15 protein-coding genes are annotated in these 16,518 nt (G+C 43.0%); 4 read left to right on the top strand and 11 right to left on the bottom strand.

The features are described from left to right. Positions 1-262 precede the first annotated feature (262 nt). Positions 263-790: a DUF4136 domain-containing protein gene (locus AHMF7605_RS27330; protein ID WP_106933104.1), complete on the top strand. Its 528-nt coding sequence runs from the start codon at positions 263-265 to the stop codon at positions 788-790. 235 nt (positions 791-1,025) lie between these two features. On the opposite strand, the gene AHMF7605_RS27325 is transcribed toward AHMF7605_RS27330, so the two are convergent. From AHMF7605_RS27325 to AHMF7605_RS27275, 11 genes are all read right to left on the bottom strand, one after another. Then, positions 1,026-2,039: a bifunctional 3-deoxy-7-phosphoheptulonate synthase/chorismate mutase gene (locus AHMF7605_RS27325; RefSeq protein ID WP_106933103.1), complete on the bottom strand. Its 1,014-nt coding sequence runs from the start codon at positions 2,037-2,039 to the stop codon at positions 1,026-1,028. 192 nt (positions 2,040-2,231) lie between these two features. After that, the gene (locus AHMF7605_RS27320) at positions 2,232-2,525 is read right to left on the bottom strand and encodes a GIY-YIG nuclease family protein (RefSeq protein ID WP_106933102.1); all 294 of its coding nucleotides are present in this window, start codon (positions 2,523-2,525) and stop codon (positions 2,232-2,234) included. A gap of 143 nt (positions 2,526-2,668) precedes the next feature. Further along, on the bottom strand, positions 2,669-3,466 hold the full coding sequence (gene trpA / locus AHMF7605_RS27315; protein WP_317046570.1) for a tryptophan synthase subunit alpha: 798 nt from the start codon (positions 3,464-3,466) through the stop codon (positions 2,669-2,671). Beyond that, positions 3,453-4,646: a tryptophan synthase subunit beta gene (trpB, locus tag AHMF7605_RS27310; RefSeq protein WP_106933100.1), complete on the bottom strand. Its 1,194-nt coding sequence runs from the start codon at positions 4,644-4,646 to the stop codon at positions 3,453-3,455. The genes trpA and trpB overlap by 14 nt, the downstream gene beginning before the upstream one ends. Positions 4,647-4,908: 262 nt before the next feature. After that, a complete protein-coding gene (locus AHMF7605_RS27305) occupies positions 4,909-5,580 on the bottom strand; it encodes a phosphoribosylanthranilate isomerase (protein ID WP_106933099.1) in 672 nt (223 codons plus the stop codon). 23 nt (positions 5,581-5,603) lie between these two features. After that, entirely contained in the window at positions 5,604-6,410 is an 807-nt protein-coding gene (gene trpC / locus AHMF7605_RS27300; protein ID WP_106933098.1) for an indole-3-glycerol phosphate synthase TrpC, read from the bottom strand. 266 nt (positions 6,411-6,676) lie between these two features. Then, complete coding sequence (gene trpD, locus AHMF7605_RS27295; RefSeq protein WP_106933097.1) at positions 6,677-7,663, bottom strand: anthranilate phosphoribosyltransferase; 987 nt, start codon at positions 7,661-7,663, stop codon at positions 6,677-6,679. Next, positions 7,660-8,259, bottom strand: a complete 600-nt coding sequence (locus AHMF7605_RS27290; protein ID WP_106933096.1) for an anthranilate synthase component II — start codon at positions 8,257-8,259, stop codon at positions 7,660-7,662. The genes trpD and AHMF7605_RS27290 overlap by 4 nt, the downstream gene beginning before the upstream one ends. A 120-nt stretch (positions 8,260-8,379) precedes the next feature. After that, entirely contained in the window at positions 8,380-8,757 is a 378-nt protein-coding gene (locus AHMF7605_RS27285; protein WP_106933095.1) for a four helix bundle protein, read from the bottom strand. Positions 8,758-8,808: 51 nt separating this feature from the next. Beyond that, positions 8,809-10,221: an anthranilate synthase component I family protein gene (locus AHMF7605_RS27280; protein ID WP_106933094.1), complete on the bottom strand. Its 1,413-nt coding sequence runs from the start codon at positions 10,219-10,221 to the stop codon at positions 8,809-8,811. 336 nt (positions 10,222-10,557) lie between these two features. Further along, a complete protein-coding gene (locus AHMF7605_RS27275; RefSeq protein ID WP_106933093.1) occupies positions 10,558-11,631 on the bottom strand; it encodes an alpha/beta hydrolase-fold protein in 1,074 nt (357 codons plus the stop codon). A gap of 587 nt (positions 11,632-12,218) precedes the next feature. Between AHMF7605_RS27275 and AHMF7605_RS27270 the strand changes: the two genes are divergently transcribed. The 3 genes from AHMF7605_RS27270 to AHMF7605_RS27260 all read left to right on the top strand — a co-directional run bounded on the left by AHMF7605_RS27270 (position 12,219) and on the right by AHMF7605_RS27260 (position 16,493). Further along, entirely contained in the window at positions 12,219-14,084 is a 1,866-nt protein-coding gene (locus AHMF7605_RS27270) for a glycoside hydrolase family 13 protein (protein WP_106933092.1), read from the top strand. A 502-nt stretch (positions 14,085-14,586) separates the two neighbouring features. Next, complete coding sequence (locus tag AHMF7605_RS27265) at positions 14,587-15,447, top strand: N-acetylglucosamine kinase (protein ID WP_106933091.1); 861 nt, start codon at positions 14,587-14,589, stop codon at positions 15,445-15,447. 95 nt (positions 15,448-15,542) lie between these two features. Further along, positions 15,543-16,493 carry a DUF2279 domain-containing protein gene (locus tag AHMF7605_RS27260; protein ID WP_233219273.1) on the top strand — a complete coding sequence of 317 codons (951 nt, stop codon included), beginning with the start codon at positions 15,543-15,545 and terminating at the stop codon, positions 16,491-16,493. The last annotated feature ends 25 nt before the right edge of the window (positions 16,494-16,518 follow it).

Raw genomic sequence — 16,518 nt, 5'->3', positions numbered from 1 at the left:
TTTTTGTCAGCCTTATGACATACTGTCAAATCCTCTTTTTAGTACATTTACTTAAATCATAAGAGAACACAACGAAGTTGTTGAATAATTAGTATAATCGGCCGAAACAGTATAATTTCTTATAAAATATATAAGATATAGAAGTAAAAACCGTTAAAAGCTTAGCAAGATTAATACTTCGAAAAGTTACATTATACAGCTAAAACTGGTATTAAAATTGCCATAGTTCTACCACTTACAAGAAATAATTATATTAATAAAGATGAGAATAATAAAGTATATAAGTTTTGTAGTTTTATTAAGTTTAGCTACCGCTTGTGCTCCCTACGTTAATGTAAGTACCGATTACGATCATTCGATTAACTTTCAGCAATACCGTTCTTTTAACTGGTACAGTAATAAAGCTGGGGTGAAGCATGATTCTTTACAATACGATACTTTCTTTGATAAGCGGATGCAGAATGCCCTTAAAGCGAACTTATCACAAAGAGGAATAGAATTCTCCGAAAAACCAGAATTCTACGTAAACTATAATGTTAGCTTTGCTAACCAAACAACTGCTAATTCCGGTCCATTTTATCCGTACGGTTACTATGGAGGTTACAGCCGTTTTAACAACACGAGCCAATATAAAGAGGGTACTATTATTGTGGATTTAATTGATGCCCGGAATAACCAATTAATCTGGCGTGGTGTGGGTGAATCGGAAGTACGTAGCCGTAACATTCCGGAAGACAAAGTAATTGAAATAGTAAATAGTATTTTAAGTAAGTTTCCACCCAAAAATTAAGGGGTACGCTGTTTCTTTAACGAAAGAAAGCCCGACCAAATTGGCCGGGCTTTTTATTTACTAGAATTTTTTGAGTTTGCTTGACAGATAAATAAGTACCAGGAAGAGGAGTTTCTTCTTTTCAGCTAAAACAGTTTATTTTTATTGCCAATAGTAAATAGAAGCTTTCCTTATCCGCAGGAATAATCTTTCTTACAAGCCGCAGCAAGCCCATTAATCTCACTAATTTTAATTTTTACCCTAATTTCTGACGCAGTTCGTAAGTAGCTCGCAGCTTTTTCACCAGTTGCTCGGACTCCGCGAAGTTTAAGGTTTGGGCGCCATCCGAAGCGGCTTCTTCCGGCTTTTCGTGGGTTTCGTAAATAATGCCGTCGGCGCCGGCCATCACCGCGGCCAAAGCCATGGGCTCAATGTAATCCCGGATGCCCATGCCGTGCGACGGATCTACGATAACGGGTAAATGCGTTTTATCTTTCAAAATGGGTACGGCGTTTAAATCCAAAGTATTGCGACTGGCCGTTTCGTACGTCCGGATGCCGCGTTCGCAGAGCATGAGTTTTTCGTTACCTCCCGAGAACACGTACTCCGCCGAATACAATAATTCATCAATGGTGCCGGAAATACCGCGTTTAATCATTACGGGTTTATCTACTTTGCCTAGTTCATCGAGTAAATTAAAATTTTGGGTATTGCGGGCACCCACCTGGTAAATATCGGTATAATCGTACATGGGCGCGATTTGCGAAACCTGCATTACCTCCGTAATAATTTTGATGCCGTGTTCCTGGCATTTGGCGTAGAACATTTTTAATCCATCAATGCCCAAACCCCGGAACGAATACGGCGAACTGCGCGGTTTAAACACACCGCCCCGCATTATCCGCACGTTATTGGCTACCAGATGCGCAATGGTTTTTTCCACTTGTTCTTCGGTTTCGATGGAACACGGGCCGGCCATTAGAGTAAAATTACCTTGTTTTATCTCTACGCCATCGCCTAAATCTACCACCGAAGGGTTTACTTTCCACTTTCGCGACACCAGCTTATAATCATCCGATACAATGTGCAAGTCTTTAATGCCGGGCATGTGCCCCAGGCTCCGGATATCAAATTCGGCCTTTCCGATGCCAATCAGGTAATCGCCGCGCTGGGTGGTTACGGGTGTAACTTTGTAGCGAAAGCTTTTTATTTTTTCGATAATGGCTTTTCTATCCGCTTCAGCAACTTGGTTTTGTAATTGGATGATCATGGGTTTAGTTGGTATTTTATAGTCGACCGATGGTAAGCTATGCAGGGTTAATTAAAAAATGTAATCTGAAGTATTTTTTAAATTTTTATATTTTTGAAGAAAGATGAGGAGTAAAAATTAAAGATGGAACACGTTATATTTTCTCTAAAAACTTAGAGTTGTCATTCAGGAGGAACCTATTTGGCTACGCAGCTAATCCGTTACTATCAGAAAAGCCCAATCCGGATTAGATTTCCGGATGAGCACTTCTTTTGCCTCGCGGCTTAAATCCTTGATTTCTTTTTCTCTTTCAATGGCCATAGTAGCATTAGAATATCGTTCGTAATACACCAATTTATAGCAGTAATATTTACCAGCAAAAGTTTCCGATTTTCCTCGGTTTTGGTAATGCTGTTGTAAGCGCACGGTTAAGTTGTTAGTTACGCCTGTATAAAGCACCGTTTTCCGGGGATTAGTAGTATTATACACAAAGTAATTCCCTTGCATCTGCCTGGACCCTTATTGCTGCGTAGCTAATTAGTTTCCTCCTGAATGACTGGTTGAGGTAATATACTTGTTACATTGTTCTAAAGCCTTAGTCACTTTTTCCGTGGACCGTCGACCGTGGACCAACAAATAGTGACTACAGACTAACTAAATATCTCCTCGCCCGATTTAATCAGATAAATAAAGTCGCGGATGTTTTCTTGTAAGCCGGTGGGTTGCTGAATAACTTTAATAAAGGCACTACCAATAATGGCACCTTCAGCGTAGCGGCAAGCCAAGTCGAAAGATTTTTTATCGGAAATCCCAAAGCCGATCAGCTTCGGATTTTTTAAATTCATCTGTTTGATCCGCTCAAAATAAGCCAACTGGTTATCAGTGCCGGCTACGGTGTTACCGGTGGTGCTGGCCGTGGAAACCATGTAAATAAAGGCATTGGTGAGGTCATCAATTTTGCGGATGCGGTCTTCGGAGGTTTGCGGCGTAATCAGGAAAATGGCGCTCAGGTTATATTTTTCGAAAATGGCCTGGTATTCTTCTTCGTACTCTACCAAAGGCATATCCGGAATAATCAGACCATCTACCCCTACCCGGGCAGCTTCGCGGCAAAAATTCTCAAAACCAAATTGCAGCACCGGATTTAAATAACCCATCAGAATAATGGGAAGCGTTACGGTATCCCGCACGTTATTCAGTTGCTCAAACAACTTTTTAATAGACATACCATTATTCAGAGCCACCGTGTTACTCTGCTGAATGGTTGGGCCATCGGCTAAAGGATCGGAGTACGGCATGCCAATTTCTACTAAATCGGCACCGGCCTCCTGCAGGGTTTGCAAAATAGTGGTAGTGGATTCTAACTCCGGAAAGCCCGCGGTAAAGTACACGTTCAGGCTGCGACCGGGTTGATTTTTAAAAAGTTGGGCTATTTTATTGTACATCATGCTCGTCGAGGTAATTAATAATGGTTTGCAAATCTTTATCGCCGCGTCCCGATAGGTTTAATACCACTACATCATCGGGTTTTAACTGCATGTAATGTAAAGCGGCAATGGCGTGCGCCGATTCAATGGCCGGAATAATCCCTTCCATCCGGCTGCACAATACCACGCCCTGCATGGCTTCTTCGTCGGTGATGGCGTAGAATTTAGCCCGGCCGCTGTCGTACAAGTGCGCGTGCATGGGCCCGATACCCGGGTAATCCAGACCCGCCGAAATAGAATGTGGTTCTACAATCTGGCCGTCTTCGGTTTGCATGAGTAAGGTTTTGCTCCCGTGAATAATACCCAAAGAACCTAAAACGGAAGTTGCGGCAGATAAACCAGAATTTACACCGTGACCTGCGGCTTCCACTGCCACTAAGTTTACGGCTGGTTCGTTTAAATAATGGTAAAAAGCGCCCGCCGCATTGCTACCGCCGCCCACGCAGGCCACTACGTAATTCGGAAACTCGGTACCTTCTTTATACAACAACTGTTGCCGTACTTCGGCACTGATTACCGCCTGAAAACGGGCTACCATGTCGGGGTACGGGTGTGGACCTACAACGGAACCTATAATGTAATGCGTGTCTTCGGGGTTGCTGATCCAGTCGCGGATAGCCTCGTTGGTGGCATCTTTTAAGGTTTGACTACCGGAAGTTACCGGTATTACCTTGGCGCCGAGCAATTTCATGCGGGCTACGTTGGGCTTTTGGCGTTCGGTATCAATCTGCCCCATGTATACAATACACTCCAGACCAGCCAACGCGCAAACCGTAGCCGTAGCAACGCCGTGCTGACCGGCTCCAGTTTCAGCAATAATACGTTTTTTGCCCAGCCGTTTGGCCAGTAAAATTTGTCCAACAGTATTGTTTATTTTGTGCGCGCCGGTATGGGCTAAGTCTTCGCGTTTCAGGTAAATTTTGGTGTTAAATTTTTCGGAAAGGCGCTTAGCGTAATACAAAGGCGTAGGCCGGCCCACGTAATCGCGCAGCAGTTCATCTAATTCTTCCTGAAAGCTGGGTTCGTAGATAATATCCAAGTATTTCTGGCGCAGTTCTTCTACGTTCGGGTATAACATTTCCGGGATGTAAGCGCCACCGAACTTACCATAATACCCCCGTTCATCAACAGAAAAATCCATATTTTTAATTAGTTACAAGTTACAGGTTGCAGGTTGCAAGTTAGTTTTATTTAGTTTTAAGGTTGGAAGGTTTTAAAGTTGGAAAGTTAATCTTGGGTCTTTGACTTAGAATTTCAGGTGATAAACTCCTTATCTTTTGTCATTCAGGAGGAACCTATTTCGCTACGAAGCGGAAAAGCTCCTTTTGAAAAACCGTCTAACTTACTTTATTCGTCCTTCCATTATCCATTACTTACAAACCAGCATTATTTTTTAAAATCTATTACTCTCGAAATGCGGTTAGCATTTTTTTTACTTTGGAAATATTTTTTAAGCCGGGTTCCAGTTCAAACCGGCTGTTAATGTCGATGCCCCGGAGCCAGGGCCATCGGCCGGTTTTGATGGCAGTGGCATGTTCCAGATCTAAGCCGCCGCTCAGGAAAAAGGGCGTATTTAAGTGATAATTTTCCAGAATATTCCAGTTAAAAGTAACGCCGTTGCCCCCGTGTTGCTGGCCCTTAGTATCAAACAAATAATAATCGCAAGTTCCCTCGTAAGGCTCTAAAATTTTAAAATCAAAATCATCGTCCAGCGCGAAAGCTTTTAATACTAAGAAACCAGCCTGCTTTAATTGCTTACAAAATTCCGGGGTTTCTTGTCCGTGGAGTTGCACGGCTTGTAGGCCAAACTTTTTTGTTAAAGCCAGAATAGTTTCCAGCGATTCATCTACAAAAACGCCTACTTTTTGCACGGTTGCCGGCAGGTGTTTGATGTATTCGGGATTTAGTTTTTCGCCGGCGTACCGGGCCGATTTCCGGTAAAATATAAAACCAATGTAATCGGGTTGCAAGGCTACTAACTCCCCAATGTTTTCGGGCTCCCGCATGCCGCACACTTTTACTTGTAAAGTAGTAGGTTCCGTTTTTAAGAGAGTCGTTACAGAGGAGGTAGTCATTTTTTTAAAAATTTTAAAAAATGTTAAGCGAAGGCCGACTTGGCGGTTTTTAAAGATTCAATGAGCGCGGCTAAAGTTTTTTCAGGCCGGCTGGTTTTCATAAAAGCTTCGCCCATTAAGAAACCGCGGTAACCATAAGACCGCAAATCCAGAATGGTTTCGGCCTGGCCAATGCCGCTTTCCGAAACTTTCACGAAGGTATCAGGAATGAGCGCGGCCAGTTCTTTGGAAGTATTTATACTGACACTAAAATCTTTCAAATTCCGGTTATTTACCCCAATGGCATCTACCTGGTCGGTTAAGGTACGCTCCAGTTCTTCGCGGTCGTGTACTTCCAGTAAAATTTCTAAACCCAAAGATTTCGCAAAGGTGGCTAAGCGGGTTACTTCATCGGCTTCCAGGATACCGGCAATTAGTAAGATAACGTCCGCGCCGATAGATTTGGCTTCGATGATCTGGTACTCGTCGATGATAAAATCTTTGCGCAAAATTGGGCAAAAGTTAAACTTGCGGGCAATGGTTAAATCCTCGTTCTTGCCGCCAAAAAATTGGGTATCCGTAAGTACAGATAAAGCTGATGCACCTGCTTGCATGTATCCAATGGTGGTGCGCTCCACGGAAGTATGCGCGTTAATTACCCCCAGCGAAGGCGATTTTCGCTTAAACTCGGCAATAATACCGTGCAGATCTTCGCGCAGTAAATACTTGCGGAAGGATACCGGCGGCGTTTCGAAATAAATGCTTTGCTCCAGTAATTTCACCGGAAACAAGGCTTTGCGTTCGGCAACTTCCTGGCGCTTATAGGCGGCAATTTGTTCGAGTATGTTCATTTTTTGGTTACAGGTTGTTGGTTACAAGTTGCAGGATACAGGTTGCAAGTTGTGCTTTTATCTGATTCTTAAATTCTTTGCTCCCCGCCTAAGCTTAAGAGAATTAAGGGGTGGTTGATTTTTTAAAATTTTCGTAGTTCCTGGTCCTCCCCCTACCCCCTCCGAAGGGGGACTTTTTTCTGGATTTACTTATTTCAGTTATAAATCTCCCATTTCATGTCTAACGGCTAATATCTAGTATCCAGAATCTAATAGCCAACATACAACTAAGCTATCAACTTTTTAAACGACTCCAGGGCTTTGCCGGATTCTAATGATTCGCGGGCGGCAGCTACGGCTTCGTCAATCGAGAAATCTTCGTTCATTAAATACAAACCCATGGCGGCATTGGCGATTACAGCATTGGCCTGCGCCGTGGTTCCGCGATTTTCCAGCACGTCGATAAAAATTTTAGCCGATTCTTCTACGGTTTTGCCGCCGGCTAATTCTTCTTGCTTTACTTCTTTAAAGCCAATTTTATGCGGGGTTAGAATTTGTTCACCATTTTCGGTTACTACTTTAAAAGCACCGGTCAGGGAAATCTCGTCGTAACCATCCAGGGCATGTACTACCATAAAATGCTTATCGGTTTGTTGGTACAAATAAGCGTACAAGCGTAGCAATTCCAGGTTAAAAACGCCTACCATCTGGTAATGAGGCATGGCCGGATTAACCATGGGGCCCAACATGTTAAAAAAGGTTTTGAGGCCTAATTGCTTCCGGATTGGTCCGACGTGGCTCATAGCCGGGTGAAACGCCGGCGCGTGCAGAAAACAAATATTGGCTTCATCCATTTTACGACGCAGGTAGTCACTATCGCTGGTAAACTGGTAACCAAAATGGGCCATAATATTAGACGAGCCGCAAACGGACGAAACCCCGAAATTACCGTGCTTGGCTACTTTATAGCCCGCACCCGCCACCACAAACGAAGCTAACGTCGAAATATTAAATGTATCTTTGCCATCGCCGCCCGTACCGCACATATCAATAACCTCGTGGGTACCCAGGTTTGGTTTAATGCACAACTCCAGCAAAGCATCCCGAAAGCCTTCCAGCTCACTTACGGTAATATTCCGCATCAGAAAAACGGTTAAAAAAGCCGCCATTTCCGACTGGTTAAATTTACCTTGGCCCAGATCCACTAAAACCTGGTAAGCTGCTTCTTTAGTAAGTGCTTTTTGCTCAAACAACTGCAACAATATTTCTTTCATATCCAGCTTTTTTTCGGGGTAATGGATCCTTTTAACCAGGCCCGCATCATGTTTTCGCCGTTTTCGGTTAAGATAGATTCCGGATGAAACTGGACTCCCCTGACATTATGGACCCGGTGCCGCAAAGCCATAATTTGTCCGTCCGCATCCACAGCCGTTACCTCCAATTCTTTTGGCATCGACGAAGGCACTACCACCCAGGAATGATACCGGCAAACTTTAAATTCGGTGGGTAACCCCCGGAACATGGTTTCGTTTTTAGAAGTAATTTTAACCGAAGTAGCTACCCCGTGCATGGGCTCGGGCAAGTTGTACAACTCGGCCCCAAAAACTTCGCCGATAGCCTGGTGCCCCAGACAAACTCCCATAATTTTTTTAGTAGGAGCGTACTGTTTAATTAAATCCATCATAATGCCCGCTTCGGAAGGCACTCCTGGTCCCGGCGACAATAGTATGCTGTCGTATTCTTCTACTTCGGCTAAGCTAATTTTATCGTTCCGGTACACCTCCATGTTCATGCCGTACCCGAGCTTTTTCACCAGCTGCACCAGGTTATAAGTAAACGAATCGTAATTATCTAAAACTAGTATTTTCATTTTTTTGGTTGAAAAGTTGGAAGGTTATAAAGTTTAAAAGTCAGAAGGTTGAAAAAATTGGAAAGGTTCTCTTGAGAGATATATTTTAAACTTCTTTTCACCACCAACTTTTTACTTTTTCTACTTTTTGGAATGAAACTCTTTGATGTATTTCATAAAAGAAGAAATCTGTTTCGATAATTGTTCCAGTTCTTCAAACTTATTTCTATAAAACTCTGCTTCAATCAAATTTAGTTTTTGCAGGATAAATAACTGACTTCTTAATTCGCCCGCTGATCCTTTCGCATATTTTAAAAATCTTAAAAATTCCAAGTGGCTGTTGTATTCAAATCCTTCGGCTATGTTACTGGAGATAGATAAAGCTGATCTTCTAATCTGGTCTTTGGTGCTGAAATCTGATTTTAAAGAACCTACTTCCGAGATTCTAAAAATATCCACCGCAATCTCCACCGCCTTCTGCCAAATCTTCAACTCCTCAAACCGCTCAACCCGCGCCATAATTTTTCCAACTTTCTAACCTTTCAACTTTTAAACTTTCCAACCTTCCAACTAAATCCCCGCGGCCTTCTCCATGGCGGAGCGGAGGGCGGCTAGTTTGTGGTGTACTTCGTTGAGTTCAGAATCGGGGTTGGATTTGGCTACTACGCCGGCACCGGCCTGGTAATGCAACTGGTTGCGAGTACTCAGGAAAGAGCGGATCATGATGGCGTGGTTAAAGTCGCCGTTAAAGCCGATGTAGCCGATGCAACCGCCGTAGTAGCCGCGGCTGGTAGGTTCCAGTTCGTCAATAATCGTCATGGCGCGGTATTTAGGAGCGCCGGATAAAGTGCCGGCCGGGAAGGTATCGGCCACCATGAGCATGGGCGCTGTTTCTTTAGAGCGCTGGCTGGTTACTTTCGAAACCAGGTGAATAACGTGCGAATAATACTGCACTTCTTTAAAAACTTCTACGGCTACCTGGTCCCCGTGGCGGCCTAAATCATTACGGGCTAAATCGACCAGCATCACGTGTTCCGAATTTTCTTTTGGGTCGTCGTAGAGTTTACGGGCCAGTTCGGCATCGGCATTATCGTTACCCGTGCGCCGGAAAGTGCCGGCAATGGGGTAAATACTGGCTTTATTGCCTTTTAAGGTAATCTGAGCTTCGGGAGAAGAGCCGAAAATTTTAAAATTACCGTAATCGAAGTAAAACAAATACGGCGACGGATTAATCGAGCGCAAAGCCCGGTACACGTTAAACTCATCGCCTTTAAAGCTTTTCGAGAATTTGCGGGATAATACAATCTGAAAAACATTACCCAGTTTACAATGGCGCTGCCCCTCGTTTAATACTTTTAAGAAATGTTCGTCGGTAAAGTTTGAAGTTTCGTCAGGGTCGGGGGTGAAAGTAAAAGCCGGTATATTTTTATTTTTAATTAAAGCTTCTAATTGTTCCAGTCCGGGCCCATTGCTCTTTTCGTCGATACTGTGTTCGAATACGTACAACTCATTTTTAAATGGATCTACCACCACAATAAACCGGTACAACCGATACAGGATTTCGGGCAATTCTGGATAAGCCGTTTCTTTCGGCCGGAATTCAATATCTTCGTAATACGTAACGGCGTCGTAGGTCATGTACCCAAACAGGCCATTATTAATAAAGTTAAAAGGACTAGTCCGGATAAAAAAAGAATTAATAAACTGCTGCAAATGCTTCACCGCGTCGCGCCGGTCTTCGAGGGGAAATTGTTCCTGGGTACCATCCGGAAAGTATTGGCTGATTACCTGATCTTTTAACTCAAATCCTCCGATAGGATCGCAGCAAATGTAAGAGAAGCTGTTCTCGTTGCCGTGGTAGTCCGAACTTTCGAGCATAATGCAGTTCGGGTATTTATCGCGTAATTGCAAATATATTCCTACAGGGGTAACGGTATCGGCGAGGAGTTGTTTATGCGTGCTATACAGCTTGTATTTATTCATTTTAAAATTTTCGTTTTTCTCTGACTACTATTATGTAAGGGTATAAATTAAAACACCGGCGTAACCTGTGTAAAGATTTTTGTTTTACCCTTGCCAATAATAATTAGTCCGGAAGCAGAAATAAGGTCTCATTTGTTTTGTTTCAATTAGAATAAAGTCATAAAATAAAAAAAGCCCAAGTGAACTTGGGCTTTTTCTGCTATTTATAGCGGTATACAAACGTGCCAGTTCACTCTTTTAGAATTCTAAAAGGTGCCACCAGCCAGCAGTATAGAGTTGTTTCATCTTCATGGTGCTGCAAATATAGCACTCGAAATTAATGGTACAACAATTTTTTTATTTTTTTGCGTACAACCATTTAAAGGCTTCCGGAAATTCACGCCGCCAGAACCATTCGCTATGGTTTCCGTCGGGTCTTGTCTGGTACCAGATTTGATCTTCGGGAAATCCGTGGGCGATAAGGTGCTCAAATAATTTCCGCATTCTAGGTATCATTTCTTCGCCTTCTTGTTCACCGGCGAGTAAAACGAGGCGGGTATTTTTAAAATCTTTTTTAGCTATGTTAAAAATTTTATCTGAAAACCACAACGAAGGTGAAAGTATCATTGCTTTACCAAATACGTGCGGGTAATGAGCGGCGGCATACAACGAAATAAGGCCACCTAAAGAGGAACCCCCGATTCCGGTATGCTCGGCTTCCGGCTGGGTACGAAAATGTTCATCAATGTAAGGTTTTAAATCCTGAACAATAAACTGCAGGTATTTCTTGCCGTCTCCGCCCCCGTAGGCCGGATTTTTATACGGGGTTAATTCATTTAACCGCTCTTCGCCGCCATGTTCAATGCCCACCACAATTACTTCCGGGCCGCCCGTTTGCGCCATTTCATCGAGGGTTTCGTCTATTCCCCACTCGCCGCTAAAGCTATAATAGGCGTCGAATAAGTTTTGGCCATCGTGTAAATACAGCACCGGATACCGTTTTTTACTGGTAGCATAATCAATGGGTAAGTAAAGCCAGATGCGCCGGGTACGCCCCAGTTCGGGCATTTCAAATGCAGAATCCAGCACTTGTACCTGGGGACTGGCCGTGTGTTTTCTGGGCGGACGCGTCACTAAATCCGTCCAATTGGCTACTTGCACCATTACTTTAGGTGGAAACGGAAGTTTAATTTTCCGGTTGGGTCTATCGCTGCCATCCTCTGCCGCTTCCACTGTCTCCCAGGTGCCGCGGGTTACTTTAAATTCCACGGGCCGGTTCATAAAAGGCACCGTTACTTCGTAGGTACCGTCTGGTTGAGGTTGCAGCCTGTAGACTGGCACACCCGGCTGCCAGCGATTAAAGTTACCAACCAGGTACAAATGCGCCTCGGGCGGAGTATCAGCGGGTATTTTATCGACAATTATTTTCATCAGGGCACATCTGGCAAGGCATAAAGTTTAGAATACTACCACACTTACCCCCCAAACGCAGACTGGATTCCCACGGTTTTCATCATCACGTATTTAATTAAGCAGATGTCTGAACAAGCTAGTGCTTAGCCAAATTAAAAAATTAGAAATTTAAGCTAAAAAGTGATTCAGGCTAGTATAAATGCGAATCTCATATCAACCCATTAATTTGGTGAATTATTGGCTCTATTACTTTCTACCAGTTGGCGATAGTTTAATTAACGCGAAAAAAATTACTTTGTAGATTATAATTTTTTTAAGCAAGCCAGAAGTTTGAATGAATTTAATTCACAAGCTTAAGGTTTCAAATAAATCCAAATAAAAGTTGCAAATCAATTTTTTATACCTTACAAAAGGTATTTTTTACAATAAGACCGTCAACTATACTTTTCCTTAATTTTGAAATTTACCATTATAAGCCTATTGCTTGCATGAGTAATTTCATATACTTTTATTTCGAAAACTATTACAAAGTATAGTTTTCAACCCGCTACATTTTAAGAGTTATCTTTCCGCTACTTTTTCTTTATTACCAAAAGCCAAACCTAATGCTTCGCAGAATTCACCTCGGACTTATCATTTTTCTTTTAACCCTGCCCATTGTTCGGGCCCAACAAATAACCCGAATGGATCCGACATTTTGGTGGACGGGCATGAAGAACCCTAAACTGCAATTGCTGGTCTATGGTCCGGATATCGCCCAAACCCAAGTAAGCGTTAATTACCCCGGCGTAAAACTTGATAAAATTAATAAAGTGGAAAACCCGAATTATTTGTTTCTGGATTTAACCGTTGCGGCAACGGCTAAACCCGGCAAGCTAAACTTTACTTTTACCGGCGCGAAGAAAACAACTTACTCCTACGAACTAAAAGCCAGAACCAAAAGCCCGAAAGGTCAGGGCGTCAGCAGTAAAGATTTTATTTATTTGGTACTCCCCGACCGCTTTGCCAACGCCGACGAAAGTAATGATAAATTCGCCGATATGGCTGACCCGGCAGCAGATCGCCAAAATCCATTTTTACGGCACGGCGGCGATATTGCCGGTATAACCAATCATCTGGATTATTTTCAAGAATTGGGTATTACGGCCTTGTGGCTCAATCCGGTAGTTGAAAATAACCAACCGCAAACCAACGAAGGCGGCTCCCTGCGCAGCGCGTATCACGGGTATGGCTTTACGGATCATTACCAGGTAGACCGGCGCTTGGGTGGCAACGAAGCTTACTTAAAATTTGTGCAAGCAGCCCACGCCAAAAACTTGCGGGTGGTGCAGGATGTGGTTTATAACCACGTCGGCATTAATCATTGGATTTTAAAAGATCCGCCCAGCAAAGATTGGCTGCACCAATGGCCAAGTTATACCAATACTTCCTACAAATTTCAGCCGGTACTCGACCCTTATTCAGCTTTAAGCGACAAGAAAGTAACTTTAAATGGTTGGTTTGTACCTTTCTTACCCGATTTAAATCAGGAAAACCCGTACGTGGCCAATTACCTTATTCAGAATGCCCTCTGGACAGTGGAGTATTTTGGGGTTGATGCCTGGCGAATAGACACGTATATGTATAATGACCAAGCTTTTATGAATCGTTGCAACCAAACCTTACTGGAGGAATACCCCAATATTCATATTTTCGGCGAATCGTGGGTAAATAACGTCATTAGTCAGGCTTATTTTGTCAAAAACAAAATTAACTTTCCTTTTAAAAGCAACCAACCCGGCACTTTAGATTTTGTATTATGGACTGCTTTCCTCGAAACAATTAACCAGAAATCCAGTTGGGATGGCGGCGAAAACAAAGTATATCAAACCCTGGCCCAGGATGCCGTTTATGACAATCCTTTAAAATTGGTCACTTTTTTAGATAACCACGATACAGACCGGTACTTTTCCTTAGTCGGCGAAGATTTGAATAAATATAAAATGGGACTAACCTGGCTATTAACTACGCGCGGCATTCCCAGCCTATATTACGGTACCGAAATTTTAATGAAAAATTTTAAAAACCCCTCGGATGCCGAAGTGCGAAAAGATTTTCCGGGTGGTTTTAAAGACGATAAAGAAAACAAATTCTCCGCGAGTGGCCGTTCTGCTTTAGAAAATGAAGCTTTTAACTTTGTAAAGAAACTTGCTCAGTACCGGAACAATACGCCCGCGCTGCACAGCGGTAAACTGATGCAGTATTTGCCGCAAAACAATACGTACGTTTACTTCCGGTACGATGCCGCTAAAACCATCATGGTGGCCACTAACCCGACCGAGCAGGAAATTTCATTGGAGACCAAGCGTTTCACGGAACGAATAGCTGGCTTTACCCGGGCTCGCAACGTACTGACGGAAGAAACACTACCTTCGCTGGCTACAATAAAAATTCCGGCTAAAACGGCCTTAGTACTGGAACTGCTAAAGTAAACGCATCGGTAACTTTCCATCTAGCAAGAAAAGAAAGATACCTGATGCCAAAGTTAATCGGTTTCTTCTGACCAGATCTAAAAATCATAAAAAACATCCGGAAACGCCGTAAATCTAAAATTGCACACAACTATTTTATGTCTGACAAGTACTAAATAGGTGAACCAATTTTATTAAGGAAGAAGTTTGGTACTCAATTAATTTAAATGAAGGCAATAAGTAAATGTACGTTGTTTTAATTTCTTTCTATTTTCCTTATTTTTTCTATTTTCTTTATTGGTTATCTAAGAAGACAACCAATTATCTGAATAATTTCAGCCGGATTACTCTTGTTTTTGCATAATGTGAAATATTTATAGTAATGCTATTATTAAATTATTAATTATTTATCTTAAGTTTACAAACCATTCGCTCCGCGGGGCGACGATTAAATAATTTCAAAAACTGAGCATTACGTACAACAATAATCACAGCTTAAACCCTTTTAACTTTTTTACTTGACATGGTAATTATTGCAGATGGTGGTTCAACCAAAACAAGTTGGTGTTTAATAACGGACTCCAATACCAAGGTTTATTTTAACACGGAAGGTTACAATCCTTATTTCTCCGATACGCCTACTATTGTTGCATCGCTCCAAAAGAACCTACCGGAAAACCTTCGTAAAGACGCCGTAAACGAAGTAAATTATTACGGGGCCGGTTGCTCCGCGCCGGAAAAGATTGAAATAGTCGCCGCGGCCATGCGGGCCGTTTTTACGAACGCCAACGTGTACGTAGGCCATGATTTATTAGCCGCAGCCCGGGCTTTATTGGGGGTAGAACCCGGTTTTGCCGCCATTTTAGGTACCGGGGCCAACACCTGCTTGTACGATGGCAAAAACGTTACCTTAAACATCGACTCTTTAGGGTATTTTCTGGGGGATGAGGGCAGTGGTTCCCATATCGGTAAGCGCCTGGTGCGCGATTACATGCGGGGTTACCTGCCCGAAGGCATGCAAAAAATTTTTAAAGACACTTACGAACTAACCAACGAAGATATTTTTGATAACCTCTACAACAAACCATTGCCTAACCGCTTTTTAGCCAGCTTTAGTAAGTTTTTATACGAGAACAATAATTTTTCTTATTCCCGCGAGGTAGTAAAAGAATCTTTTGAAGCTTTCTTTAAGAACTTGGTTTGCCATTACCCCAATTACGAGCAATATTCGCTGAATTGCGTGGGTTCGGTAGCGTATAATTTCCGCGATGTTTTAGAAGAAGTAAGCAATGAACATAACATGGCTTTCGGTAAAATTATCCGGTCGCCTATCGACGATTTGGTATATTACCATTCTGTTTTATCGCCGCAAACGCAAATTTAAGCGCGGGTTATTCGTTTCCATACAAAGCTTCTGTTACCCAACAGAAGCTTTTTTGTTTTACTGCTGGGCCCGGATATTTCCGGTATATTTACCGAGTGAAAACAAATCGATTGAAACCAGGCTGGAAAATACCTTACTTATTTGCTTCGCCGCTAATGGGTCTGGTTCTTTTTTCAACGGGTCAAGTAAAAGCTCAATCCGATTCCACTGCTTCCCTTCCGTTAAAACCAGCTAAGGTTTCTTCTTCTAAATTAACGATTTTAGGTATTGGTTCGGGCATTCTTTACGGGGGAGCGCTGGCAGCAGCGGGTCAGGCCTGGTACCAGGATATGCCCCGCACGCGTTTTCATTTTTTTAACGATAACCAAGAATGGCAACAGGTGGATAAAGTCGGGCATTTCTGGAGCGCTTTTCACGAAAGCCGCTTGGCGGTGAGCGCTCTCAAATGGGCCCAGGTACCAGAGAAGAAAGCCATTATATGGGGTAGTTTAGCGGGGGTTCTTTTACAAACTCCCATTGAAATTCTGGATGGGTACGCCGTTGATTATGGCGCCTCTCCCGGCGATTTAATAGCCAACGCGGCCGGTTCGGCCGCGGTGCTGGGCCAATATTTGGTTTGGTCGGAATGGAGAGTGGTACCTAAATTTTCGTTTCACCGGACTCGTTTTGCCCAGGAACGCCCGGCCGTTTTAGGCAGCAACTTACCTGAACAAATTTTGAAGGATTACAACGGGCAAACGTACTGGCTAGCCGTAGACATCGCCCGTTTTTTACCGGCTTACAACCGCTTCCCCAAATGGCTGAACGTGGCAGTCGGTTACGGTACGGAGGAAATAGTATACAACGACCCCGGCACCAATCAGCAGGCGGGTTTCCGGGCTTACCGGCAATTTTACTTGGCTCCTGATGTAAATTTATCGGCCATTAAAACGCGAAGTAAATTTTTAAATACTGCTTTTTTTATTTTAGATATGGTGCATTTACCCTTACCTGCTTTGGAGTATAATCCTCGGCAAAAACTAAGATTTCATACCCTGTATTTTTAACTTATTCCGGTTAACCACCAGCTTA

The organism is Adhaeribacter arboris (assembly GCF_003023845.1).
GTDB classification, from domain to species: domain Bacteria; phylum Bacteroidota; class Bacteroidia; order Cytophagales; family Hymenobacteraceae; genus Adhaeribacter; species Adhaeribacter arboris.
Note: the sequence above shows the minus strand (reverse complement) of the source record. Positions and strands in the feature narration are given on the sequence as shown.

Coding starts and splice junctions, on each gene's coding strand:
- AHMF7605_RS27280 (WP_106933094.1), bottom strand. CDS start 10,221: ATGAATAAATACAAGCTGTATAGCACGCATAAACAACTCCTCGCCGAT.
- AHMF7605_RS27270 (WP_106933092.1), top strand. CDS start 12,219: ATGCTTCGCAGAATTCACCTCGGACTTATCATTTTTCTTTTAACCCTG.
- AHMF7605_RS27265 (WP_106933091.1), top strand. CDS start 14,587: ATGGTAATTATTGCAGATGGTGGTTCAACCAAAACAAGTTGGTGTTTA.
- trpB (WP_106933100.1), bottom strand. CDS start 4,646: ATGGATTTTTCTGTTGATGAACGGGGGTATTATGGTAAGTTCGGTGGC.
- AHMF7605_RS27290 (WP_106933096.1), bottom strand. CDS start 8,259: ATGAAAATACTAGTTTTAGATAATTACGATTCGTTTACTTATAACCTG.
- AHMF7605_RS27285 (WP_106933095.1), bottom strand. CDS start 8,757: ATGGCGCGGGTTGAGCGGTTTGAGGAGTTGAAGATTTGGCAGAAGGCG.
- trpA (WP_317046570.1), bottom strand. CDS start 3,466: ATGATGTACAATAAAATAGCCCAACTTTTTAAAAATCAACCCGGTCGC.
- trpC (WP_106933098.1), bottom strand. CDS start 6,410: ATGAACATACTCGAACAAATTGCCGCCTATAAGCGCCAGGAAGTTGCC.
- AHMF7605_RS27325 (WP_106933103.1), bottom strand. CDS start 2,039: ATGATCATCCAATTACAAAACCAAGTTGCTGAAGCGGATAGAAAAGCC.
- AHMF7605_RS27330 (WP_106933104.1), top strand. CDS start 263: ATGAGAATAATAAAGTATATAAGTTTTGTAGTTTTATTAAGTTTAGCT.
- trpD (WP_106933097.1), bottom strand. CDS start 7,663: ATGAAAGAAATATTGTTGCAGTTGTTTGAGCAAAAAGCACTTACTAAA.
- AHMF7605_RS27275 (WP_106933093.1), bottom strand. CDS start 11,631: ATGAAAATAATTGTCGATAAAATACCCGCTGATACTCCGCCCGAGGCG.
- AHMF7605_RS27320 (WP_106933102.1), bottom strand. CDS start 2,525: ATGCAAGGGAATTACTTTGTGTATAATACTACTAATCCCCGGAAAACG.
- AHMF7605_RS27305 (WP_106933099.1), bottom strand. CDS start 5,580: ATGACTACCTCCTCTGTAACGACTCTCTTAAAAACGGAACCTACTACT.